The 24,283-nt window shown below is 37.1% G+C and carries 25 protein-coding genes; 19 read left to right on the top strand and 6 right to left on the bottom strand.

Annotated features, from left to right (window positions below; all coding sequences use genetic code 11):
* Window positions 1-146: 146 nt before the first annotated feature.
* Window positions 147-1,694 carry an Rne/Rng family ribonuclease gene (locus ACH3PA_RS06035; protein ID WP_416446194.1) on the bottom strand — a complete coding sequence of 516 codons (1,548 nt, stop codon included), beginning with the start codon at window positions 1,692-1,694 and terminating at the stop codon, window positions 147-149.
* A gap of 310 nt (window positions 1,695-2,004) precedes the next feature.
* A complete protein-coding gene (locus tag ACH3PA_RS06030) occupies window positions 2,005-2,301 on the bottom strand; it encodes an HU family DNA-binding protein (protein WP_416446196.1) in 297 nt (98 codons plus the stop codon).
* Window positions 2,302-2,428: 127 nt separating this feature from the next.
* On the opposite strand from ACH3PA_RS06030, the gene mutY reads away from it, so the two are divergent.
* The 5 genes from mutY (at window position 2,429) to ACH3PA_RS06005 (ending at window position 7,045) form a co-directional block, all read left to right on the top strand.
* Complete coding sequence (gene mutY / locus ACH3PA_RS06025; protein ID WP_416446198.1) at window positions 2,429-3,514, top strand: A/G-specific adenine glycosylase; 1,086 nt, start codon at window positions 2,429-2,431, stop codon at window positions 3,512-3,514.
* 38 nt (window positions 3,515-3,552) lie between these two features.
* Window positions 3,553-4,026, top strand: a complete 474-nt coding sequence (locus tag ACH3PA_RS06020) for a single-stranded DNA-binding protein (protein WP_416446200.1) — start codon at window positions 3,553-3,555, stop codon at window positions 4,024-4,026.
* Between the two features lie 71 nt (window positions 4,027-4,097).
* Window positions 4,098-5,426 carry a gliding motility-associated protein GldE gene (locus tag ACH3PA_RS06015; protein ID WP_416446202.1) on the top strand — a complete coding sequence of 443 codons (1,329 nt, stop codon included), beginning with the start codon at window positions 4,098-4,100 and terminating at the stop codon, window positions 5,424-5,426.
* A gap of 5 nt (window positions 5,427-5,431) precedes the next feature.
* Window positions 5,432-6,046, top strand: a complete 615-nt coding sequence (gene gldD / locus ACH3PA_RS06010) for a gliding motility lipoprotein GldD (RefSeq protein WP_416446204.1) — start codon at window positions 5,432-5,434, stop codon at window positions 6,044-6,046.
* A gap of 81 nt (window positions 6,047-6,127) precedes the next feature.
* Window positions 6,128-7,045: a DMT family transporter gene (locus ACH3PA_RS06005; RefSeq protein WP_416446206.1), complete on the top strand. Its 918-nt coding sequence runs from the start codon at window positions 6,128-6,130 to the stop codon at window positions 7,043-7,045.
* A 20-nt stretch (window positions 7,046-7,065) separates the two neighbouring features.
* Here ACH3PA_RS06005 and ACH3PA_RS06000 read toward each other — a convergent pair whose 3' ends face one another.
* Complete coding sequence (locus tag ACH3PA_RS06000) at window positions 7,066-9,135, bottom strand: M16 family metallopeptidase (protein WP_416446208.1); 2,070 nt, start codon at window positions 9,133-9,135, stop codon at window positions 7,066-7,068.
* Between the two features lie 65 nt (window positions 9,136-9,200).
* A complete protein-coding gene (locus ACH3PA_RS05995; protein WP_416446210.1) occupies window positions 9,201-10,517 on the bottom strand; it encodes a M16 family metallopeptidase in 1,317 nt (438 codons plus the stop codon).
* A 266-nt stretch (window positions 10,518-10,783) separates the two neighbouring features.
* Here ACH3PA_RS05995 and ACH3PA_RS05990 point away from each other — a divergent pair, with 266 nt between their 5' ends.
* The 4 genes from ACH3PA_RS05990 to ACH3PA_RS05975 all read left to right on the top strand — a co-directional run bounded on the left by ACH3PA_RS05990 (window position 10,784) and on the right by ACH3PA_RS05975 (window position 13,113).
* On the top strand, window positions 10,784-11,245 hold the full coding sequence (locus ACH3PA_RS05990) for a DUF4199 domain-containing protein (RefSeq protein WP_416446212.1): 462 nt from the start codon (window positions 10,784-10,786) through the stop codon (window positions 11,243-11,245).
* Between the two features lie 110 nt (window positions 11,246-11,355).
* Window positions 11,356-11,997 (top strand): 50S ribosomal protein L21, encoded by a 642-nt coding sequence (rplU, locus tag ACH3PA_RS05985; protein ID WP_416446213.1) that lies wholly within the window; start codon window positions 11,356-11,358, stop codon window positions 11,995-11,997.
* 35 nt (window positions 11,998-12,032) lie between these two features.
* Window positions 12,033-12,296 (top strand): 50S ribosomal protein L27, encoded by a 264-nt coding sequence (rpmA, locus tag ACH3PA_RS05980; RefSeq protein WP_416446215.1) that lies wholly within the window; start codon window positions 12,033-12,035, stop codon window positions 12,294-12,296.
* Window positions 12,297-12,525: 229 nt separating this feature from the next.
* The gene (locus tag ACH3PA_RS05975; protein WP_416446217.1) at window positions 12,526-13,113 is read left to right on the top strand and encodes a DUF3332 domain-containing protein; all 588 of its coding nucleotides are present in this window, start codon (window positions 12,526-12,528) and stop codon (window positions 13,111-13,113) included.
* Window positions 13,114-13,196: 83 nt separating this feature from the next.
* Here the strand turns inward: ACH3PA_RS05975 and ahcY are convergent, their stop codons facing one another.
* Entirely contained in the window at window positions 13,197-14,513 is a 1,317-nt protein-coding gene (gene ahcY, locus ACH3PA_RS05970) for an adenosylhomocysteinase (protein WP_416446219.1), read from the bottom strand.
* 59 nt (window positions 14,514-14,572) lie between these two features.
* Between ahcY and ACH3PA_RS05965 the strand changes: the two genes are divergently transcribed.
* From ACH3PA_RS05965 to ACH3PA_RS05920, 10 genes are all read left to right on the top strand, one after another.
* Entirely contained in the window at window positions 14,573-15,205 is a 633-nt protein-coding gene (locus ACH3PA_RS05965; protein WP_416446221.1) for a 4'-phosphopantetheinyl transferase family protein, read from the top strand.
* A 5-nt stretch (window positions 15,206-15,210) separates the two neighbouring features.
* A complete protein-coding gene (locus ACH3PA_RS05960; RefSeq protein WP_416446223.1) occupies window positions 15,211-15,939 on the top strand; it encodes a geranylgeranylglyceryl/heptaprenylglyceryl phosphate synthase in 729 nt (242 codons plus the stop codon).
* Window positions 15,940-15,959: 20 nt separating this feature from the next.
* On the top strand, window positions 15,960-16,220 hold the full coding sequence (locus ACH3PA_RS05955; protein ID WP_416446225.1) for a thiamine-binding protein: 261 nt from the start codon (window positions 15,960-15,962) through the stop codon (window positions 16,218-16,220).
* Complete coding sequence (pnuC, locus tag ACH3PA_RS05950) at window positions 16,204-16,836, top strand: nicotinamide riboside transporter PnuC (protein WP_416446227.1); 633 nt, start codon at window positions 16,204-16,206, stop codon at window positions 16,834-16,836. Before ACH3PA_RS05955 ends, pnuC begins: the two co-directional genes overlap by 17 nt.
* Window positions 16,797-17,357, top strand: a complete 561-nt coding sequence (locus ACH3PA_RS05945; protein ID WP_416446229.1) for an AAA family ATPase — start codon at window positions 16,797-16,799, stop codon at window positions 17,355-17,357. The genes pnuC and ACH3PA_RS05945 overlap by 40 nt, the downstream gene beginning before the upstream one ends.
* Window positions 17,354-18,907 carry a DUF4301 family protein gene (locus ACH3PA_RS05940; RefSeq protein ID WP_416446231.1) on the top strand — a complete coding sequence of 518 codons (1,554 nt, stop codon included), beginning with the start codon at window positions 17,354-17,356 and terminating at the stop codon, window positions 18,905-18,907. Before ACH3PA_RS05945 ends, ACH3PA_RS05940 begins: the two co-directional genes overlap by 4 nt.
* A gap of 2 nt (window positions 18,908-18,909) precedes the next feature.
* On the top strand, window positions 18,910-19,311 hold the full coding sequence (arfB, locus tag ACH3PA_RS05935) for an alternative ribosome rescue aminoacyl-tRNA hydrolase ArfB (RefSeq protein ID WP_416448454.1): 402 nt from the start codon (window positions 18,910-18,912) through the stop codon (window positions 19,309-19,311).
* A gap of 204 nt (window positions 19,312-19,515) precedes the next feature.
* Window positions 19,516-19,845, top strand: coding sequence for a hypothetical protein (locus ACH3PA_RS05930; protein WP_416446235.1), 330 nt, complete (start codon window positions 19,516-19,518; stop codon window positions 19,843-19,845).
* Between the two features lie 52 nt (window positions 19,846-19,897).
* On the top strand, window positions 19,898-20,224 hold the full coding sequence (locus ACH3PA_RS05925) for a hypothetical protein (protein WP_416446237.1): 327 nt from the start codon (window positions 19,898-19,900) through the stop codon (window positions 20,222-20,224).
* A gap of 232 nt (window positions 20,225-20,456) precedes the next feature.
* A complete protein-coding gene (locus ACH3PA_RS05920) occupies window positions 20,457-21,806 on the top strand; it encodes a sigma-54-dependent transcriptional regulator (protein WP_416446239.1) in 1,350 nt (449 codons plus the stop codon).
* 1 nt (window position 21,807) lies between these two features.
* Here ACH3PA_RS05920 and ACH3PA_RS05915 read toward each other — a convergent pair whose 3' ends face one another.
* The gene (locus ACH3PA_RS05915; RefSeq protein WP_416446240.1) at window positions 21,808-24,225 is read right to left on the bottom strand and encodes an ATP-binding protein; all 2,418 of its coding nucleotides are present in this window, start codon (window positions 24,223-24,225) and stop codon (window positions 21,808-21,810) included.
* Between the last annotated feature and the right edge of the window lie 58 nt (window positions 24,226-24,283).

Below are 24,283 nucleotides of genomic sequence, written 5' to 3'. Positions count from 1 at the left end.
ATTAATTTTAGTTGTTATTAAACCTTAAAAAAGGCTCTGATTTTATAATTTCTTGATTCTTCTCCCTTTGGGAGAAGTGCCCGGAGGGCGATGAGGGCGGGCAATAAAAAACCCCCACCGTTTGCACGATGAGGGTTATTTCAGTTTTATCTAATTTCTTTCCCGTCTTTATCTGTAAAGCGGTACTCAAGATACGTGTAAGCATCTCTGGGCATGATTTTTACCCATTTTTTATTGTCTAAAAACCATTTAGAACGTATTGAGGGGAAGCCTTTTGTCAAGAAGGCTGCTATAAATGGATGCGTGTGTAACGTAATCTTTTTATAGTCTTTTTTTAATAGTTTTATAAGGTCTGTCTGAATACGATTAACCACTCCTATTGGGGCTTCAATCTCACCATCGTCATTGGGACTGTTAGGGTCTCTCTCACGTGTTTTAATATTCATTTCAGGTCTTACGCGTTGCCTTGTAATCTGGATTAAACCAAATTTACTTGGGGGTAATATTTTATGTTTAGCGCGATCGTCACTCATCTCATCACGAAGATGGTTAAAGAGGGTTTTACGATTTTCGGCTTTTCCCATATCTATAAAGTCAATCACAATGATACCACCCATATCTCTAAGGCGTAATTGTCTGGCAATTTCAGTTGCCGCAATCATGTTTACCTCGAGAGCAGTGTCTTCCTGGCTTCTTGCTTTGTTAGATCGGTTACCGCTGTTTACATCAATTACGTGCAGTGCCTCAGTATGTTCTATAACAAGATAGGCACCTTTACTCATTGATACGGTTTTACCAAACGAAGTTTTGATCTGTCGCTCGATGCCATACTTTTCAAATATGGGGATGTTGTTCTGGTGTAGCTTTACGATATTTTCTTTATTAGGCGCAATCTCTTGCAGGTATTCTTTTAGTTGATAATACAACGTCTCGTCGTCAACACAGATACCGGTAAAGGTGTCATTAAATATGTCTCTTAAAATAGAAGAGGCTCTATTCATTTCTCCTAATACCTTACTGGGAAGAACGGCATTGTGTAGCTTCTTTGACATGGCGGTCCAACGGTCTACCAGGTTTTGTAGATCTTTATCCAGCTCTGCTACTAACTTTCCTTCTGCAACTGTACGTACAATTACACCAAAGCCTTTAGGTCGTATACTTTGTACTAATCGTTTTAATCTTGCTTTTTCTTCTTTAGATTCTATTTTTTGTGAAATAGATATTCTGTCTGAAAAAGGAACAAGTACCACATATCTCCCGGCGATAGATAGCTCACTGCTAATTCTGGGCCCTTTTGTTGATATGGGTTCTTTTACAACCTGTACTAGAATTGACTGGTTAGATTTGACAGCATCGGTAATCTTCCCGTTTTTGTCTATATCTTTCTCTGAGGGAAAGTTCTTTAAAGAGTAATCTTTTAATTTACCTGTGCTTACACGTTTTACGAATTTTAAAAGAGTAGGAAGTTGTGGTCCTAAGTCATGATAATGCAAAAAAGCATCTTTTTCATAACCTACATTGACAAATGCAGCATTAAGACCTGTTACAGTCTTGCGAATTTTTGCGATAAAAATATCACCTACGCTAAACTGGTTGTCTTCCTCATCCTTATGTAATTCTATTAGTTTCCCATCTTTTAAGAGGGCAAAATCAACTGAAGTGGAACTGGATCTAATGATTAATTCATTATTCACGCTTCATTAAGTTATATCTGCGAAAGCACGCTTTCACAAATTGATTAAACAAATATTTTATCACAGGATTTTTGTAACCGTTAAGATCAGGATGTAATTAAGTGAAGGTAAGTAACCTTAATTTCCTAATCTTGATGTCAAAGAACATATGCCTTTAAAAAAGGCATAATAAAAGAAAAAGTAGTGCTAGACTACTTTTTCTTTTTGTGACGATTAGCTCTACGTCTTTTTTTACGCTTGTGCGTAGCTACCTTGTGTCTTTTTCTCTTTTTACCACTTGGCATAGGAGCTTAGTTTTTTTAATTAATATTTAATTTTCGTCAACAGCAACATTAGACTTTACGCCTTCTACAAAAACCTTAGCAGGCTTAAATGCAGGAATGTTGTGTGCAGGTATTTTGATAGTTGTGTTCTTAGAAATGTTACGGCCGGTTTTCTCAGCACGTGTTTTAATGATGAAACTTCCAAAACCTCTAAGATAAACATTGTCACCACTTTCTAGTGAATTCTTTACTTCGGTCATAAATGTTTCAACAGTTGCCTGTACATCATTCTTTTCGATTCCTAATTTCTCGGAAATTTTAGCAACAATATCTGCTTTTGTCATTACTTATTTATTTTAGGGGTTAAAAATTTCAAGGGTGCAAATATAACGATTAATAAATCAATTTTTCAAACGTAATAGATTAAATTATAATGACATAAACGTCTAAATTGCTCAAAAGGTATTTTTTGTGACACATTTCTCTAAAAAGCTCATCTCGTGGTATATAGATAATCAAAGGGAACTGCCCTGGCGTCTTACAAATGACCCATATCGCATATGGTTGTCTGAAATTATTTTGCAACAGACACGAGTTGATCAGGGTATGCCCTACTATTTTGCGTTTATAAATGCCTTTCCTGATGTTTTTAGTCTGGCAAGTGCAGATGAGGATGAAGTATTGAAGCTGTGGCAGGGTTTAGGCTACTATTCAAGAGCCAGAAACCTGCATACTACTGCAAAAATGGTTGCTTTTGACCTACAGGGAATTTTCCCGAATAACTATAAAGATTTACTTAAGTTAAAAGGGGTAGGTGATTACACGGCTAGCGCCATAGCTTCTATCTGTTTTAATGAGCCTGCAGCTGTAGTAGATGGTAACGTGTATAGAGTTTTATCACGTGTTTTTGGAATAAAAACACCTATAGATACTACTATAGGTAAGCGAGAGTTTAAAGAATTGGCTCAACATCTAATTGATCAAGATGATCCCGCCACCTTTAATCAGGCCATAATGGAATTTGGTGCTATACAATGCAAGCCTAAAAACCCGTATTGTCTGCATTGCCCTTTTAATGATAGCTGTGTGGCTTTGAGAGAAAATAAAATAGACAGACTACCGGTTAAACAGGGTAAAATTAAAGTTAGAGATCGGCATTTTAATTATTTGGTTTACATAACAGATGATGGCAAGACAATTTTAAATCAGAGGGATGCTAAGGGTATATGGGGTGGTTTATATGAATTTCCATTAATAGAAACCGAAAAGAATTACGAACCGGACGATTTTTTGAAATTTCTTGAAGATGACTCTATGGTGCAAGAACCGCGATCAATGTATGCAAAGCTTCCACAATTAGGCTCTGCAGATGTACGTCTATATAATGACAAAGCCATTTTGCATAAATTGTCGCATCAAAACCTATATGTAAAGTTCTGGATCGCTTCTGTATCAGATATTAAGAGCAAAAATGCTGTTCCTATAGCAAATGTTATTGATTTTGCAGTACCCAGAGTTATAGATCGATTTCTCGAAACCTTTGATTTTAGCAACTAAAGGAATTTCACTATTTTTGAATTCTCAAAAAACACTATATGTCAGGTACATTGAATAAGGTAATGCTCATAGGGCATACGGGTGATGAAGTGAAGATGCATTATTTTGAAGGTGGTGGCTGCATAGGACGTTTTCCTGTTGCTACTAATGAGACCTACACTAATAAGACGACTGGCGAGCGAGTAAGCAACACAGAGTGGCACAACATTGTGGTGCGCAATAAAGCTGCTGAAATTTGCGAGAAATACCTCAAAAAAGGAGATAAGGTATATGTAGAAGGACGCATTAAAACCAGAAAATGGCAAGATGATGCGGGTGTAGAGCGATATAGTACAGAAGTGCAATGCACAGATTTTACATTTTTAACTCCTAAAGATGCTGCAGGTCAACCATCACCTGCGCCATCATCAGGAAGCAGCACATCTAACGCTTCTAATAAGGCAAGTGAGCCGGCACATAGCGCACCTTCTTATGATGTTAATGACGAAGAGGATGATGATCTTCCATTTTAATTCTTACATTAGGTTTAATTCCCAGAGATTCTATATAGTTTCCGGGCTAACTAAAACAGAAACCACACCCCTTGGATCCTGACCCTGCCAGTTTACTAATTGCTACAAATTTAATTTCCGTTTCAACGGTATTCGGTCTTCTTGCGGTAATTGTTTTGTTAATATGCTCTGCTTTAATTAGTGGGACAGAAGTTGCCTTTTTTTCACTAACTCCTACAGATCTTGAGCTGGATATAGAAAAGCGTTCTAAAAAGGAGGCAATGGTTATTAAATTGCTGGATAAGCCTAAAAAACTTCTTGCTACAATACTGGTTGCAAATAATTTTATAAATATTGCGATCGTTCTATTGTTCACTTCGTTAGGCGATGTGCTTTTTGCTGGTCTTGAAGATGTACAATTGGGTATTGTGAACTTAAGATTTCTAATAGAAGTTGTTGCCGTCACTTTTCTTATTTTGATGTTTGGCGAAATTTTGCCCAAGGTCTATGCCAGCCGAAATAAAGTGAAGTTTTCTCATTTTATGGCTTATCCCATGCGCTTTCTTGACGTTGTATTTACACCTATAAGCATGCCTATGCGCGAGGTTACTCTATTCATACAAGGACGTTTTAGCAAGCAGAAGGCAAATTTGAGTATTGATCAACTTTCACAAGCACTTGAGTTGACCAGCGAAGAAGACACTTCTGTAGAAGAGCAAAAAATTCTAAAGGGTATTGTGAGCTTTGGTAATACAGATACCAAGCAGGTTATGAAACCGCGTATGGATATTTTTGCTTTAAATGAAGCTGCTCCTTATGCAGATATAATTCCGCCAATAATTGAGAATGGTTACTCTCGTATTCCCGTCTACAAAGAAAATATGGATACTATTTCAGGGATATTGTACGTAAAAGATCTTCTTCCGCATATTGATAAGCAGGATTTTGAGTGGACATCACTCTTGCGACCTGCGTATTTTGTGCCCGAAAATAAGAAGCTGGATGACCTGCTCAATGAGTTTAAAGATAAAAGAAATCACCTTGCCATTGTTGTAGATGAGTATGGAGGTACAAGCGGCTTGATTTCGTTAGAAGATATTATTGAAGAGATCGTAGGCGATATAAGCGACGAGTTTGATGATGAGGATATTATCTATTCTAAACTTGATGACAGCAATTATGTTTTTGAGGGAAAAACCTCGCTTAAAGATTTTTACCGCGTCATAAAGCTCGATGACTCTGCTCTGTTTGAAGAAAATAAAGGCGAAGCTGAAACATTAGCTGGTTTTTTACTTGAAATTTCAGGTGGTTTTCCTAAAAAGAATGAAATAATAAACTTCCAGAATTTCGCGTTTACTGTAGAGGTGATAGATCGCAAAAGAATAAAGCAGATTAAGTTGACCATCAATGAGAACCCATAATATTGATGATTTTTCCTCATATAAAAAGCCGATTTTTACGCTATAAACCCCGATTTTATAGGGTTTTAGCCGTTTTTTGCCTTCTTTTTTCGGCTTTAATTTTACAATCCTGCAAAAATGATACGCTCCCTAAGCCTAAAGCAGAACTGGCTCTTTCTTATCCTGCTCCTGCTTATAAAGAATATACGCTAAGTGACTGCCCCTATGATTTTAATATTAATAAAATAGTAAAAGTTCATACAAAAGACGGTTGCTCTGCTATTCTGGAATATCCCGGTATGAATGCCGCTTTATATCTTACCTATCGCAATGTAAATGGTGATATTAATAAACTACTTACAGACGCACAAAAGTTAACTTATGAGCACGTCATAAAAGCCGATGATATTTTTGAAGAGAAATATATCAACGAGAAACATAATGTTTACGGTATGTTCTATGATGTTTCTGGCAACGCCGCATCACAATCACAGTTTTACGTTACAGATAGTGTACAGCACTTTTTAACCGGTTCTATTTATTTTAATGTGCGCCCTAATTATGATAGTATTTTGCCGGCGGCAGATTATCTCAAAAAAGATATCCGTTATTTGATGGAAACAATTACCTGGAAAAAGTAACCGATAATTTTAAAGTTTGTTTCCTAGGTTAGAATGTTCATTTTTGCAGCTTATTCCCAAAAACGGGTTTTGACTAAAAAAATGGATAATAATTCCCGAAAGTGGGTATACCTCATTGTTCTTTCCCTGATCTGGGGTAGTTCATATATTCTTATCAAAAGAGGTCTAGAAGGATTAAGCCCCATTCAATTAGGAGCGGTACGCATTGTGTTTTCTACAATTTTTCTATTTACAATAGGACATAGAAGTTTATTTAAAATAAAAAAGGCTGAGTGGCCCTGGATTGCGTGGTCTGCGCTTTTTGGCACGTTTTTGCCGGTTTTTCTTTTCGCTTACGCGGAAACTGAAATTGATAGCAGTATTGCGTCGATTTTAAACTCATTAGTGCCGGTTTTTACCATATTTCTGGGGTTTTTGATCTTCAAAATCCACTTTACCAGAAATCAAATATTTGGAGTAATACTAGGTTTAGCCGGTGCTGCGATTCTCATTTTTGAAGGAGCAAATTTAAACCCAGACCAGAATTACTTTTTTGCACTTCTTGTAATTATCGCTGCTCTTTGTTATGCCGCTAATGCCAATATAATTAAATCTAAACTTCAGGATGTTTCTTCTACGGGAATTGCAGTGGGTAATTTCGCAGTAATGCTAGTACCGGCCTTAATATGTCTGGCTTTTTCAGGTTTGCTAGATGTTGAGGTTTTGCAAGATGAGCAAGTTCAGGAATCGCTTTTGTATATAGTTGTTCTTTCTATAGTGGGTACGGGTCTTGCTAAGATATTATTCAATAAGCTGATACAAATATCAACTGCGGTTTTTTCTACTTCTGTGACGTATTTAATACCAATTGTAGGGATTTTTTGGGGTGTGCTTGATGATGAACCCTTTACCATGATTCATGTATTTGCTTCAGGAATAATTCTTGCCGGTGTTTATCTGGTTAATCGAGACAGTAGGAAGAAAAAAAAGAGGCTGACATCTAAGTCAACCTCTTCTTAAAATTTCCTAAGTGTGTTAGACTATTGAAAGTCTGCGTCACTTACACCTTCATTTACTTTAACATCTGTTACCGTAAAATCAATTTTTTGAGGTCCCATAGTTTGTGATAGGCTAAACGGAAACTTTACTCCGTTTACTTCTTTGTAATCGCCCATTTCAAAAGATTGTACCATAGTTTGCCCGTTAGCAGATATGGTGGTTTCTTCTTTAACTTTTAAGCCTGATGTTGTATCAAAGAACGCTTTTTTAGTATCACTCAGTTTTACAACATACGCTTTGCTTCCGTTAACATCTTGTATGCTTTCTAGAGAAATATTCTCGTCATTTAATTGACTCAATTCTGGAAATGGAACTGATGATTCTTGTAAAGCTGTTAGTTGTTCTGCGGGAAGATCCATCTTTTGGCCTTGAGCCACAACATACGCTTTATCACCGTTAAGAACCTGCTTGCTCATAACATTACCCATTACAGATATTTCCTGTAAAAGTTGGTTGTTTGCAGTTTTCTTGATCTCCAGTTTTAAAGGTGTTCCCTGTACAGAACCTTCGGCAGATAAAACAACCGATTTTACCCCTTCCAGGGCCGATTTTCCGCCAATTGCGTCGATATAATTAGTGATCACAGACTGAGCCGTTACACCTTCAGGAATAGCCGCTTCGTAGTTAGGTTTTTCTACCTCGTTGCCTTCTTTATCATAAAATTTAACCGGAATTGCTTTTCCGTTATAATTAACCTTTTCAAGATTATTAAGTACTTCGCTGCCTTTTCCCGCGATCACAATGCGCGAATTTTGTGGTAAAAAGTATTTTTTAGCAACGCGCTGTACATCTTCTAAATTAACCGCATTTATTTTTTCTAAATATGTTTGATAGAAGTCTGCCGGAAGATTTTCTGTTTCAATATTTAAAGCGAAACGCGCCACAGTTGCCGGTTGCTCAAGTGAGCGCACAAAACTACCTATGTATTTTGCTTTTACATTAGCAAGATCTTTTTCTGTAACAACTTTATCTCTTATTGTGTTTATCTCTTCAAGAAATGCCACAACAGAACTGTCTGTTACTTCATTACGCACGCTTGCAGAAGCACTGAAACGAGTAGGAGCATATTTATCTGAACCTACACTTGAGTATGCGCCATAAGTATAACCTTTGTCTTCACGCAGGTTTAGAAACAACCTACCTTCGCCGCCGCCGCCTAGAATTTGATTTGCGATAAGCACAGGGAAATAATCTTTATCACTCATCTTAAGATCGATCAGGTTTTGAACGATAATCTCAGACTGAACCGCGTTAGGCATGTCTACAAAGTCAATTTCTGTAGCAGCTGTATTTTCTGGTTTAGGATAAATATTACTTAATTCCTGCCCTTTTTTCCAGTCGCTGAAGTATTTTTTAACTACTTTTTTTACATCTTTAGGTTTTACATCGCCTACAACAACAAGGTATGCATTGTTGGGTGTAAAGACTTTATCATAGTAAGCTTTAGCATCTGCAAGTTCTACTTTTTTAGCACTTTCTTGCGTTGTGAATTCACCTTTTGGGTGATCTTTTCCGTAAGCCAAAACTCCGCTTAATTGATTTGCTGCTGCAGAAACACTTTTTTCATTGGTTTTAATACCGTCTATTAAAAGTGCTTTTTCTTTGTCAAATTCTTCCTGAGTGAAATTAGGATGAATTGCTGCATCTGCCATTAGTTCAAGAATACGATCTGCATATTTTGAAAGTCCGCTGGCGAATGCGCCATCAGAACCAAAATTGATACTGGCACCCATATAATCTACTTCTTCATAGAAATCATCTTTTGCAATGCTTTGAGAACCTTTGCCTAACATAGATCCTGAAAGACTTGCTGCTCCTACTTTGTCGCCTTCTGCAACAGGAGGATTGTCTATAGTAAGATTATAAGATACACGGGGTAACTTATGGTTTTCTACTATTATAACCTTAAGCCCGTTTTTAAGTTCAAAAGTTTGTGGCTCGCTTATGTTGATTTCGGGAGCTGGTCCCGGTTTGGGTTGTTTGCTTCTGTCTATTTGTGCTGAAGCGGCTATACTGCAAATAAACAGTACGCTTAAAAATATATTTTTCATGCTTTTCATCAAGTTTTACTCACGAGGTGAGATTGTTAATGCTTTGAGGATTACCTCAGCAGTTTTTATTTTTGCTCTTGTGGTAGATATTTAAGCTTAACACGCTGGTTAGGCTTCAGGTATTTATTAGCTACCTCTTTAATTTCTTCACGAGTGATCGAGCGGTAAATATCTATTTCAGAATTGATAAGATTTGTGTCATCATACAGCATATAGTATCTGGCCAAAGAATTAGCGATACCCTCAACGCTTGAGTTAGAGTTTACAAAATTGGTTTCAGCTTTGTTTTGTAACTTTTTGAAGTCACTTTCAGAAATAAGATTGTTGCGCAGGTTAGCAATTTCTTCTTCGATCTCTGCAGAAAGTGTATCTAGTGTTGTTTCGCCAAGAGGCAATCCAAAAATTAAATACATACCATAATCTTCCTGCTCCAGATTAAAGGCGCCTACCTGTAAAGCCTGTTTCTGGTTATCTACAAGTTTTTTGTAAAGTTTAGAGCTTTTACCATCACTTAAGTAAGAAGAGATCATGTTTAATACATAGGCATCACGCTCACCGTAGCCAGGCGTGCGGTAAGCAGTAAGAACTGCAGGAACCTGAATGTTATTATCATGAAATTCTGCATCGATCTCTGTTGTGATAGGTTCTTCAACAGGATATGTGCGCTCTAATTTCTCACCGGTTGGGATAGGACCAAAATAATCTGAGATCATTTTTTTTGTCTTGGCAATGTCAATATCTCCTGCTACCACTAATGCTGCGTTGTTAGGAACGTAATACTTGTTAAAGTATGATTTGAACTCATCAAGAGTTGCGGCGTCAAGATCTTTCATGTAGCCTACATTAGGATCTTTATAAGGGTGTTTATCAAAAAGATTTTCGCTTATGGCGAATAAAAACTGCCCATATGGTGAATTGTCGTATCGCAATCTGCGTTCCTCTTTTACAACTTCGTTTTGAGTATCTACACCGTCCTGACCTATGATAGGGTGCATCATACGCTCAGACTCCATCCATAGACCTAATTCAAGATTATTAGAGGGAAAAACCTCATAGTAATAGGTGCGGTCCTGCGATGTGTTTGCATTATTTGTACCTCCGTTTGAGCTTACAATCTCAAACCATTTTCCTTTGTCTATGTTCTCTGTGCCTTCAAATAATAAATGCTCAAAAAAATGAGCGAAACCAGTGCGGCCGTCTTCACGGTCTTTACCTCCTACGTGGTACATAACTGCAGTTGTGACTACGGGTGCTGTTTTATCCTGATGCAGGATAACGTGTAAACCATTGTCAAGATCGTATTCTTCAAATTTTACTTCCTGGGCGGTTAATATTAGTCCCAAAAAGAAAAAAGAAGCGATAAAAAAGATCGTTTTCTTCATGTTTTAATTTTGTTTTTAGTTGCGGGATTTGACGCCGGCAACCCGATTTTGTTACAATTTAGGGTGATTATTAAAAGTTATTTATCGAGTAGGGTTTAAAACTAAGAATTATTAATAAGCCATTTTCTTAATATTGTTATTTTATGTTCAAAAATTAGCCGTAAATTTTAGATGATTATCAGTGAGGAAACCAATTTTAACAAGTCATTAGGGTGAAGTCGCTGTAAAAATTAAGATATTTAAGTTCACCATTAATCTGAAAAATTATGCCAAAAATAACGCTTCCTATACGATATGGGATTGCCATAAGCGCAGGGTTAATAGCCTATTTCTTATTTCTTGCTTTATTAGGATTACATACAAATCCCATTTTTAGTTTGCCTAACGGGCTAATTACAGGTTATGGGATTTTTGAAGCTATAAAACACTATAAATTGAGAAAAGGAGCAGATTTTGAATACAGTGACGGGTTCTCTGTAGGAGTTGTGACGGGATTTATAGCTACTATATTATTCACCATGTTCTTTGGTTTATATGCAGGTAATCTCAATCCGGATTTTTTAGATAAAATGATCAACAGATGGGAAGACACCTATAATACCAGTCTGGGTGTGGTTGTTTTTATGGTTGCTTTAATGGGTTTTGCAACTACTGTTGTTCTTACCTTAAGTTTCATGCAGCTCTTTAAGCAAAGCTGGAACACCAAAAAGAAGAAGAAAAATATTTAAGAATCACACTTATAGAGGTTTGTATTTTAATTAAATAGATGTATATTTGCGCCCTCTTAGCCGTAAAGGCTTGGAGTTAGATAGTATAATGTTTATTTAATCAAATCGCTATGTATGCAATTGTAGAGATAGCAGGGCAGCAATTTAAAGTTGCGAAAGACCAAAAGGTTTATGTTAACCGTCTGGCGGAAGATGAAGGAGCAAGTGTTTCTTTTGATAAAGTTCTTCTGGCTCATGACGGCGATAACATTACTTTAGGCGCCCCGGCTATAAGCGGCGCTTCTGTAGGAGCAAAAGTCGTTAAGCACCTTAAAGGTGATAAAGTAATCGTCTTCAAAAAGAAAAGACGTAAAGGTTACCGTGTTAAAAATGGTCACAGACAATCATTAACACAATTAGAGATTGTAGAGATTAGCCTTGACAGCAAGAGCAAATCTACTGCTAAGTCTGAATCTAAGCCTGCTGCAAAAGCAGAGCCTAAAAAGGAAACAGCTAAAGCAGACGATCTAAAAAAGATTGAAGGTGCAGGTCCTAAAGCTGCAGAAGCGCTTGTAAATGCAGGTGTTGATACATTTGCTAAGTTAGCAAAACTTTCTCCAGAGAAAATAAGCGAGATTCTTGCAGAAGCAAGTTCACGTCTTTCTCACCTGGCAACAGAGACTTGGCCTAAGCAAGCTGCGTTAGCTGCTGAAGGTAAGTGGGATGAATTAAAAGAATTACAAGACAATCTAGACGGCGGGGTAGAAAAATAATTCCCTGTTAATATTAACGATAAAACCTTAATATCATGGCTCACAAAAAAGGAGTAGGTAGTTCTAAGAACGGTAGGGATTCAGAATCGAAACGCTTAGGTGTTAAGATATTTGGAGGTCAAGCTGCCATTGCTGGAAATATCATAGTAAGACAAAGAGGTACTGCTCACAAACCTGGTGACAATGTGTATGCCGGTAAAGATCATACCTTACACGCCAAAGTTGATGGTACAGTAAAATTCACGAAGAAGAAAGATAATAAATCATATGTTTCTATAGTGCCTAGCGCTGAAGCATAATTCTGATAAGTGTTATTAAAAGAGACCCGCTTGCAATTTGCAAGCGGGTCTCTTGTTTTTATAAGTATTAGTAGAACGTTCTATAAGGTGTAATGAAGTATGATCTGTTGTAATTAAATGGTGGGAGTATTTAAGAAATTGAATATGATAAAGTTAATTTCTGATTGAATATAAATATTTTGATTTTCTTTCGTAATTTAACTTTAGTACTAATCAAAAAAATACTCTTATGAAAAAATTAATTACTTGCAGTTTAATGTCTATGCTATTATTATGCACAAGTTGTTTAGGTTCTTTTAGCGCATTCAATAATTTGAAAGACTGGAACATGGAAATCTCAGATAGCAGGTTTGTAAATAACTTAGTTTTCTGGGCGCTAAATATTGTACCTGTCTATGGTCTTTTCTTTATAGGTGACACTTTGATCTTTAATGTTATCGAATTTTGGAGCGGTAGTAACCCTATTGCTATGAATGATGGTGAGGTAGAAACCCAGATCTTAAAAAGGAATGGTAATACTTACGAGATGATAGCATCCAGAAACAGATTTGTTATCAACGTCATTGATGGAGAACATAAAGGCAATCATCTTGAAATGCTTTACAAACCTGAAGATAGGTCGTGGAATGCTCTTAAGGAAGATGGAGAGATAATAAAACTTTCATCTTTTAAAGATGGTTTAATGATCGTTTACATGCCAAATGGCGAAGAAGTTAAAATTGACCCTACAGCAACTCGAGAGCAAAGTCTTGCCCAGCTGGAAATGGCTAAACATGACTTTAATTTTGAAAGTAGAATGTTAGCTTTAGGTAATTAATAAACTACCCGTTTTAATTTAAATAAAAAAGCGGCTATCATCAATTTGATAGCCGCTTTAGTTTATATTATTTGGCAATATGCCTAGTATCTGTAGTATTCCGGTTTAAAAGGGCCGTTTACTTCAACACCGATGTATGCAGCCTGCTCCTCGTCTAATTGAGTAAGCTCTACGCCAATTTTCTCAAGGTGTAATGCGGCAACTTTCTCATCAAGATGCTTTGGTAGCATATATACCTTATTCTCGTAATTCTCTCTGTGCTTCCATAATTCAATTTGCGCCAGAGTCTGGTTTGTAAATGAATTACTCATTACAAAACTAGGGTGTCCTGTTGCACAACCTAGGTTTACAAGGCGACCTTCTGCTAGAAGGATTATATCTACACCATCAATGGTATATTTATCTACCTGAGGTTTGATCTCAACTTTAGTAGCACCATAATTGTCATTTAACCAGGCAACAGCGATCTCATTATCAAAATGACCAATGTTGCAAACTATGGTCTTATCTTTCATTGCCTTAAAATGCTCTGGTCTTACAATAGACTTATTACCCGTGGTAGTGATAACTATATCCGCTTTAGGTAATACTGTTTCAAGACGCTTTACTTCAAAACCATCCATTGCAGCTTGCAATGCGCAAATAGGATCAATTTCGGTGACGGTAACAATAGAACCTGCACCTCTAAAAGAAGCAGCTGTACCTTTACCTACATCACCATAGCCACAAACAACAACGCGTTTCCCGGCAAGCATAACATCTGTAGCACGACGTATCGCATCTACAGCACTTTCGCGGCAGCCATATTTATTATCAAATTTTGATTTTGTTACGCTGTCGTTTACGTTTATAGCTGGCATTGGTAGCGTACCATTTTTCATGCGCTCATAAAGACGGTGAACTCCTGTTGTGGTCTCTTCAGAAAGTCCGTTGATACCTGCAGCAAGCTCAGGATATTTATCAAGCACCATATTTGTAAGATCACCACCATCATCAAGAATCATGTTGAGCGGTTTGCGGTCTTCGCCAAAGAAAAGAGTTTGCTCAATACACCAGTCAAATTCTTCTTCGTTCATCCCTTTCCACGCGTAAACAGGAATACCGGCATCTGCAATTGCAGCAGCAGCCTGATCTTGAGTAGAGAAAATATTACACGAGCTCCATGTAACTTCTGCTCCTAAAGAAATTAAAGTTTCTATAAGAACTGCAGTTTGTATCGTCATATGCAGACAACCTGCAATGCGCGCCCCTTTTAATGGTTGCTCATCTTTATATTCTTCTCTTAAAGCCATAAGGCCGGGCATTTCGGCTTCAGCCAATTCTATTTCCTTTCTTCCCCATTGAGCTAAAGAAATGTCTTTTACTTTATAAGATACGTAAGGCAGTGTTTTAGTAGACATATTGTTATCTTTACAATTCTTAGTTTTTTTGCAAAAATACATATAATAGCCTACTTAACGTGCCTCTTTACAAAACAATAACAGTCAATCCCACCACTCAGGTTTATATCTGGAAGGTTGAAGAATCTCTTGAAGAGCTTTCAAAAGGTGTGCGACTTACTCCGCATTGTAGTGAGCGCATAACTCACATGAAATCACAAATTCATCAGCGTGGCTTTATGAGTATACGGCATTTGCTTAATGAAGCAGGTTATGTAGATCATGATCTGTATTATGATACTTTTGGAAAACCTCATCTTAAAGATGATAAGCATATATCAATAACACATTCTTATAATTTCACTGCAATTATTGTAAGTGATATAGAAGTGGGGATAGATATAGAAAAGCAAAGAGAGAAGATTTTAAAAATTGCACCTAAATTCACTCCTATTAAGGAATACAGAACACTTGCTAATGATGATGCCGTTATGCGTAAGTTAACAATAGTATGGGGAGCAAAAGAAGCGTTGTATAAAATCTACGGAGTGCAGGGAATAAGTTTTCTTCAAAACATCAATGTTACAGATTTTGGTTTTGATGATGAACATACTACAGCCAAAATCATATACAAAGGGCAAGAGAGTTACTACCACATAACTTTTATGGAGTTTGAAGGTTTTACATGTGTCTATGCGCTTTCTCAAAACTAAGGTGTTTGGAAATCATCGCTCATAAAACAAATAGCATATATAGTGGGATTTTATCTGCTAAAAAGCAGAACGAAAAGCTATTTGCGGTCCTTATTGATCCTGAAGATTTTGATCTTGAAACTACAGAAGAATTCTTTAGGCAATTACCCAGTTCTACAACTCACATTTTTATAGGCGGCAGTACAGCTTCTGGTCTTGAGACAGCACAAGTAGTCGCGGCAGTAAAGGCCATAACCGCGCTGCCTGTTATCCTCTTTCCGGGAGATTATAAACAAATAACAACTCAGGCAGATGGTATTCTATTTCTATCTTTAATTTCCGGAAGGAATCCCGAGTATCTGATCGAGCAACAGATAAAATCTGTACAAAAATTAAAAGACACAGGTATTCAAATTATACCCACTGGCTACATTCTCATTAATGGCGGCAATAAAACAGCTGTACAGGAAGTGAGCAAAACGACTCCGCTAGAACCCACAGATATTGACACCATCGTAAATACTGCCTTGGCCGGTGAATATACCGGAAAAAAAATTATCTATCTTGAGGCGGGAAGCGGTGCGCTTAATTGTGTGCCTTATGAGGTCATTGCTGCCGTTAAAAAGGAAATTTCTATACCTTTAATTGTAGGCGGTGGAATACGATCTAAATTAAAAATGCAGGAAATATATAAAGCCGGCGCAGATATGATCGTAGTAGGAAACGCTTTTGAAAAAGGAACAAATAAAATTTAAATATCACTTAATAGAAGATTATGAAGATTTCTGTAGAACTCACTTTTACCCCTCTTCACGACGATTTTGAGCCTCCAATCATCGATTTTATAAAGAAACTTAGAGAATCTGGTTTTACAACCAAAGAAACTCCGTTAAGTACACAGGTATATGGTGAATATGATGAGGTCATGACACTGCTAACAAAGGAGGTAAAAATCGCCTTTGAAGCAATAGAAAAAGGCTTAATGTATATGAAAATCGTAAAGTCTGACCTAAGTACTTATGAGCCCAATTTTTGATTTTCTATTTGGTCAATATTCAGATTATTCAAATCTTGATATTGGGCTAGAGATAACTGCAGTCATTTTTGGTCTGTTATCTGTTTGGTGTTCAAAGCAGAATAATATTTTAGTCTATCCTACGGGAATGGTGAGCACTGCTATTTTTGTTTATCTTTTGCAAAAATGGGGCTTGCTGGGCGACATGATGATCAATGGGTATTATTTTATCATGAGTGTCTATGGCTGGTATATCTGGACCAGAAAGGTAGACGCAACACATGTGACGCCTATTTCAACCACGACTTCTAAAGAGAATAAAATCTCTATTTTTATATTTATTGCAACGTGTGCTTTTGTATTTTTCATTTATCAGGTATTTGATAAATGGACAAGTTGGACGGCTTATGTAGACACTATTACAACAGCCATATTCTTTGTGGGCATGTGGTTAATGGCGCGCCGTAAGATAGAAAACTGGCTATACTGGATCGTAGGAGATATTATTTCTGTGCCATTATATTTTTACAAAGGTTTCACATTTACCAGTTTACAATATCTTATTTTTACCGTAATCGCCATATTTGGTTATAAAGCTTGGAAGAAACACTTACACAAAAACCCTGTAACTGCATAAAAATCGTGCTTTTTGGTCCGGAAAGTTCAGGAAAGACTACGCTTTCGCGGAAGCTTGCAGCGTATTACAATACTCTTTGGGTACCAGAATTTGCCAGAGAATATCTGCAGAATAAATGGGATACCGAAGCTTTAATCTGTGCGCCGGAAGATCTTGTACCTATCGCAATAGGGCAAATGAAACTTGAGAATGAGGCAACAGAAAAGACTGAAAATGTTTTATTTTGTGATACAGATCTGCTTGAGACTAAGGTTTATGGCGAGGTATACTACGGCGGGTGGAGTGACCCGGTGTTAGATAAATATGCACTCAAGAATGAATATACACTGTATCTGCTCACCTATATTGATACCCCGTGGGAGGCAGACGATTTGAGGGACAGACCAGATCAACGAGAAGAAATGTTTGCGCATTTTGAAAATGCGCTAAAAAAATATAACCGGCCATATATTACGCTTAAGGGTAGCATAGATGAGCGTATGAAAATGGCAATATCAACCATAAATAAACTGCTGGAATGAAATTTTCAAAAGAAGATATACAAGAAATAGAAGATCACGGGCTAACAGTAGAGCAAGTAGAGGCTCAGGTAGATAAATTTGTTAACGGTGTGCCCACTGTAAAACTTGAAGCCGCAGCAACGGTAAGTGATGGTATTTTTAAACTTGCAGATAGTGAGCAGACAAAATATCTTGATTTTTACGATGATCATAAAGAGGGACTTGATATTTTAAAGTTTACTCCCGCATCAGGTGCAGCTTCCCGTATGTTTAAAGCGGTATATCAGTTTATTGAAGATTATGATATTGATAAAGAATCTGTAGACGAATATCTAAGCAGAACTAAAAATAAAGACATAAAACAGCTTCTTGACAACAGAAAGAAATTTCCGTTTTACGAGAAAGTAGAAAGTATATTAAAAGATCGCTATAGCGAAAGCGAACTTGCAGATGAGAATTTTAAAAAGTTATCTTTTGTAAAGATAATGATGAATGCAGATGGGCTTGATTATGGCAATTATCCTAAAGGGTTACTTCCATTTCATAAATATGACTCTTATCCTGCCACAGCTTTTGAAGAACACTTTCATGAAGCAGCGGCATACGCAGCGGTAGCAGATAAGTCAGATTTGCATTTTACAGTTTCACCAGAACATAAAGAGCGTTTTGAAGAGCATTATAATGCAATCAAAGACTCAGTTAGTAATGCTACAGGAGTCAACTATACTGTAGATTATTCATTTCAGAAATCTTCTACAGATACGGTTGCAGTAACCACATCTAATGAGTTATACCGTAAGCCTGATGGTAAATTGTTATTTAGACCGGGTGGTCACGGTGCGCTTATTGAAAACTTAAATGATGTTGATGCTGATATAATTTTTATAAAGAATATTGACAATGTTCTTGTGCAAAGTCAAATCGAATTATTGGCAAAGTATAAAAAGATCCTAGCAGGGATGTTGCTTGAGCTGCAGGAGAAAATATTTAAATATCAAAAATCATTTGTAGAAGATTCTATTACAGAAGAGGAAGTGGCTTCACTGGTGTCTTTTCTTGAAGGTGATTTTAGCACTCGCCTTGATGATGATTTCGCCCAGTTTTCTTTTGAAGAAAAGAAGCAATATCTGCACAAGTTAATAGATCGACCCATTCGTATTTGTGGTATGGTAAAAAATGAAGGTGAGCCGGGAGGCGGGCCATTTTGGGTAACTAATGAAAGCGGAAAAACAGACCTGCAGATAATAGAATCTGCCCAGGTAAATCTTGATGATCCTGCACAATCTAAAATTTTTAAAGATTCTACACATTTTAATCCTGTAGATATTGTTGCGGGCGTGCGTAACTATAAGGGTGAGAAATACGATCTTTTAAAATATGTAAATCCTGATCTCGCTTTTATAGCAAGTAAAACATCAGATGGTGACCAGATCAAAGCTTTAGAATTACCCGGTTTATGGAATGGAGCAATGGCACTTTGGAATACAATCTTTGTAGAAGTTCCTGTAGAAACATTTAATCCGGTTAAAACTGTAAACGATCTTCTTAAGCCGGCACATCAGGTTTCATAAATTTGGATAAAAAGATACTGTTAGAAGAGTGTGATTTTAAGGCAGTGCGCAGCAGTGGCCCGGGTGGTCAACATGTAAATAAAACTTCTACAAAAGTTGTTCTTTCATGGAACTTACCAGATTCTGCAGCACTTTCTGAAGATGAAAAACAGCGCGTGCATCTTAAATTATCAAATAGAATAACTAAAGATGAGAATCTGGTTTTGAGCAATGACCATTCTAGAAGTCAGTTAAAAAATAAGGAGGCATTGGTCAAAAACTTCCTCCTGATGTTAGAAAAAGCGCTGAAGAGACCTAAGCAACGTAAGAAAACCAGGCCAACCAGAAATTCTAAATTAAGACGTTTAGAATCTAAAAAGCGCAATTCACAAAAGAAAGCTGACCGCCGCAATCCAGACTTTTAAGAAAATATTATGTAGAAGCGTTCTACACGCGCTGGGCATTGCCACAGATTTTCTACAATAAATTTACTTAACAAAACTTTCGCAAACGTAATAGAAGCCTTGCAATTCAAGCTCTTACTAAGCTACGCTTCTCTATATGCGAGATTGGTCCAATTATTCTATTTAGTTGATAAGAAAACAAGAATAACAAAATCAACTATAGACATGAAAAAGTTAATGATGACTTTAGCGACAGCGGCAGTTTTGCTGGGAGCAACACAAAGCACAATCGCACAGGAAACTGTACCAACAGTAGAATCTAATAAACCCATTTTACAAATGCAGGCAGGTAAAGACTATCAACCTATAGAAGTTGAAAATCTTCCGGCAGCCATTTCAGAGTCTGTGTCATCAGATTTTGAAGGTGCAACGGTGACTGAAGCTTATGTAGATGAAAAGCAGGAAACCTATAAAATTGTGCTTCAGATTCAGGGTAAAGATGCTCAAACGGTGTATGCAACCTCAGACGGAGAATGGATAGAACCACAGGAATAATTTCAAGTTACTTAAACCCAATATTTCAAAATAAACCTAAAAAATAAAAGTTATGAAAAATTTAATGATGACTGTTGCAGCAGCAACAATGCTTTTTGCGACACAAGGAATAAGTGCTCAAACTGATACAGCGATGAATACAGAAACTGCCGTAACAATGAAAACTGAATATACTGCGGTAGAGGTAGACAGTCTCCCTGAAGCAATTTCTGAAGCTGTAGAGACAGATTTTGCAGGATCAAGTATAAAAGAAGCATATATAGACGATAAAGAGGAGAAGTACAAACTGGTTCTGGAAACAGAAGCAGGAGCAGAGACTCATAAGGTATATATTACAAAAGAAGGTGAGTGGGTGAAAGAAGATGACTCGCAAGAGTAATCTTCAAAAATCGGGTTAATTGCTTCAATTATCAGCTTTTTTGCCCCAAAAACGAAGCTAGAATTATCAAAATTGCTATGAAAAAGAAAAATTATATGAATTGAATATTTAGAAGCAATTAACCCATTTTTCACAGGAGGAAGTCATAACTTGACTTCCTCCTTTTTTATGATTTAATTTAGAAAACACCCACGTTTCAATTAGTAATTTTGAAAAATTACGTTAAAGGTATATGACTCAAATACTGATAGTAGAAGATGATGTCGCATTTTGTAAAATGCTGGGAACCTTTTTAGAAAAAAAAGGTTTTAAGGTCTTGGCAGCTTATACGGCCCAGGAAGCATTGCGCTTGCTTGGTCAACAAAAAATAGGTCTCGTTATAACAGATGTACGCCTGCCAGATAAAGATGGTATTGACATTCTGAAACAGGTAAAAAGTGACTATTCAGAAATTCCTGTGATATTAATGACGGGTTATGCTGAAGTTAACCTTGCTGTACAAGCTATTAAAATGGGTGCTTTTGATTATATATCTAAACCGGTACGACCTGACCAACTTCTTAAAATTATAGAGAAAGCTCTTAAGCATGCTCCGGTTGACTCTCAACTCAACGGAGTTAAAAATCAGTTAGAAGAGAAAACGGGAGCCGATCAGGTTACTTTTATTCAGGGGGTGAGTGATGCTTCGGGTAAATTAAATCAATATATACACCTTGTTGCTCCTACTTCTATGTCTGTGCTTATAATTGGTGATAGCGGTACAGGTAAAGAATATGTTGCAAAAAGTATTCATGACCACAGTAAGCGTAAGGATAAACAATTTATCCCGGTAGACTGTGGTGCTATCCCCAGAGAGATAGCTTCAAGCGAATTCTTTGGTCACATTAAAGGATCTTTTACAGGCGCCGTTAATGATAAAATTGGTCATTTTGAAGCCGCAAATGGAGGGACTCTGTTTCTTGACGAAATAGGGAATCTAAGTTATAGTTTGCAAGTACAATTACTGCGAGCTCTGCAGGAGCGAATGATCAAACCTGTAGGAAGTAATAAAGAAATTCCCGTAGATATACGTGTTATCGCTGCAACAAATGAAGATCTTGAGGTAGCTGTGCGAAAAGGTGAATTTAGGGAAGATCTTTATCACAGGCTCAATGAGTTTTCTATACGCGTACCTTGTTTAAAAGATCGTAAGGAAGACCTTTTGTTGTTTGCAAATGTGTTTTTAGATAAAGCAAATGAAGATCTGGATAAACAAGTTCAGGGATTTAGTGATGCTGCTTTAGAAGCGCTTACTAATTATAGCTGGCCGGGTAATCTAAGGGAATTAAAAAATATAGTGAAACGCTCTGTTCTGTTAACGCAGGATACGATTATTCCATTAGATATATTACCGCGAGAGATAGTAAATTCACGCAAAAAAGATGATGAGGATTTTGGCTTGTTTAAAAGTAAAAATGAACAGGATATGATCATCAATGCACTTGAGCAAACTGAGGGAAACAAGAGCAAAGCCGCACGTTTACTCAATATAGATCGCAAGACGCTTTATAATAAATTAAAGCAGTACGATATTAAGACGTAAACTATGTCTGCCTTTTTAGGTTGAATAAAAGCCGGTCGATTTTTCTTTCCAAAACACTGTTTAAAGAATCTCTCACAATCTGCGAAGTTCTAAAAAAGTCTGAAGTCTCCAGCTTTTCTAAGATGGGAATGATCTCTTTTACCCGTAACTGTTTAAACATAGGTAACATCTTGTGGGCAACCTTATTTACCTCTGTAATGTTGTTTTCGCGTAAAGCGTTCTTCAGATTTTTCTTATTTTCAATTGTGCTTTCTATAAAAATATTGAGAATAGCTTTGAGCGACTCCGGGTCATTATCTGCAAAAAGAGCTAGTTCGTCAAGGCAATATTCAGCATTTTGATTTGATGTCGATACGGTTTCTGTAGATACAGTTTTATCTGTGCTGGTGCCTAGATAATCCTGTAAAACCTCATAGAGTACTTTGGGCGAATATGGTTTTCTTAAATTGTGTGCAAAGCCTATGCGCTCATAATCGTTATTTGACAGTTCACTATTGCCTGAAAGTGCGATCACGGGAATATTTGCCAGTTTTGGAATACCTTTAATTGCCTTGGTAAAATCTATACCATCCATCACAGGCATTTGTATATCTGTAAGAATAAGATCATATTTTTCTTCCTGAGCTTTCGCCAGAGCTTCTTCCCCATTAGCGCAGGAGTCGTAAGCAATACCGGTAGGTTTAATGACTTCTGCAGCCAGAGTGAGTTGCACAGGCTCATCGTCTACAATTAGAACTTTTTTAGACTTGTTTATTTGGCTTAGTATCTCCTCGTTAGTTTCTAGCTCAGTACGGCTGTTTTTGCCCGGTTTTACGGGGATTTTTACAGTGAAAATACTGCCTTTTCCGGGAACACTTTCTAGTTTGAGCTTCCCTTCCAGCAGGTTTACAAGCTTTTTAGTAATAGCCAGACCAAGGCCAAAACCTCCATATTTACGCTCAATATCGCCCCCAGCCTGTGAAAATTCGTTGAAGATAACTTTCTGTTTGCTAAGCGGGATACCTATGCCTGTATCTTCTACTACAAATTGCAAATAGCCTTTACTCTCGTTATACGAGGTGATGATCTTAATGGTTCCGGTTTCTGTAAATTTGTAAGCGTTAGTTAGAAGATTAGATAAGATTTGTTTAATACGGAAAGGATCACTTATAAAATAGCGATCTATTTCATCTGTTGTTTCAGTAATAACTTCAACATCTTTTTTCAATTCTGAAGGCAAAGCTACCGTTAAAACATCTTCAATTAAGTTTTTAGGGTTAAAAGCAATCTTCTCTATAACTACGCGGCCCGCTTCCAGTTTGTTGAAATCAAGGAGATCATTTACAAGTCTTAAAATGTAGTAAGATGATTTCTGTACATTTTTGAGATAGCGTTCCTGCTTTGTGCTAAGATCAGATTTTTGTAGAAGATCTGTGAAACCAATAACGGTGTTTAATGGCGACCGCATATCGTGGGTGATCGTAGCCATTAACTGTTCACGGCTTTTTAACAGCGATCGTGTAACTGCGTTGCTTTCTTCTAATTGCCTGCTGTATTGCTGACTTTTAGACGCGTCTATAAAGATCATAATTACAAAACCTAAAGCCAGTAATATACTTATGACACCAAATAGTTTAAGCCTGTTTGATATTTCCTTGATGCGTATGTTGAGCTGTTTTTCACGCTGTTGCGCACTTAAATAACTCTCATGCTCAAGTGTAGAAAGCAGGTTCCTGATCTTGAGGTTTATATTCTGGTCATTCTGCAGCAGTTCATTTTCACGATTAATAATATCCAGCTCAAGCTTCTTCTTGCGTTGTTCTATTTTAGCCAAAGCATCACGTACAGTTTGCGCCATAGAACGCATGGTTTTATCTTCCGGGATATTGTCGCGACGCAGCCAGTTGTAGAATTCTACATACGTATTTTTTGAGTCAGGGTCGAGGCTGTCAAGCCTGGGATCGTTCTCATAATCTTCAAAATAAATATCTTCTTTGATAAGTTCTGCTATGGCATCTTCATAAAAACTACGAGAATACTGCCGTTCTCGCAGATTCACCATGGTTTGCATGTTATCTGTCTTTCGCGAAAGCAAGATCTTTATCGTGTCAAGCTGTATATCCTGATAATCAACTCTATTAAGTGCCTGTAATGAATCAAGCTGCATAGAAATGCTGTCTACCAGTTGGCTGTACTGCCCGTAATGTTCATGAGAACCGGTAGCCATTGCTGTTCTGCCTATAGTTTCAGCTTCGTATAAGTAGCTTAAAGCATTGCTAATGAAGGTAAGTTTGCGGTTTGCGACCTGCTCTTCCTGTGCGGGATAAATAAACTCTTTTATACGCGGGTAGATAAATAAATATGCAAGTGTCGCCAGGCCAGCGATAAGAACGTATCCTACTAAAACTTTGAAAGTTATGGAGCGTTTTGTGTTCCGCATATTATTTATGATTAGGTAAATTTAAGTGAAGGCCGTGCAAAAGCAATTAAATTTTTCT

The organism is Leeuwenhoekiella sp. A2, from assembly GCF_047946655.1.
Lineage (GTDB): Bacteria > Bacteroidota > Bacteroidia > Flavobacteriales > Flavobacteriaceae > Leeuwenhoekiella.
This window is presented reverse-complemented; position numbering and strand designations above follow the sequence as displayed.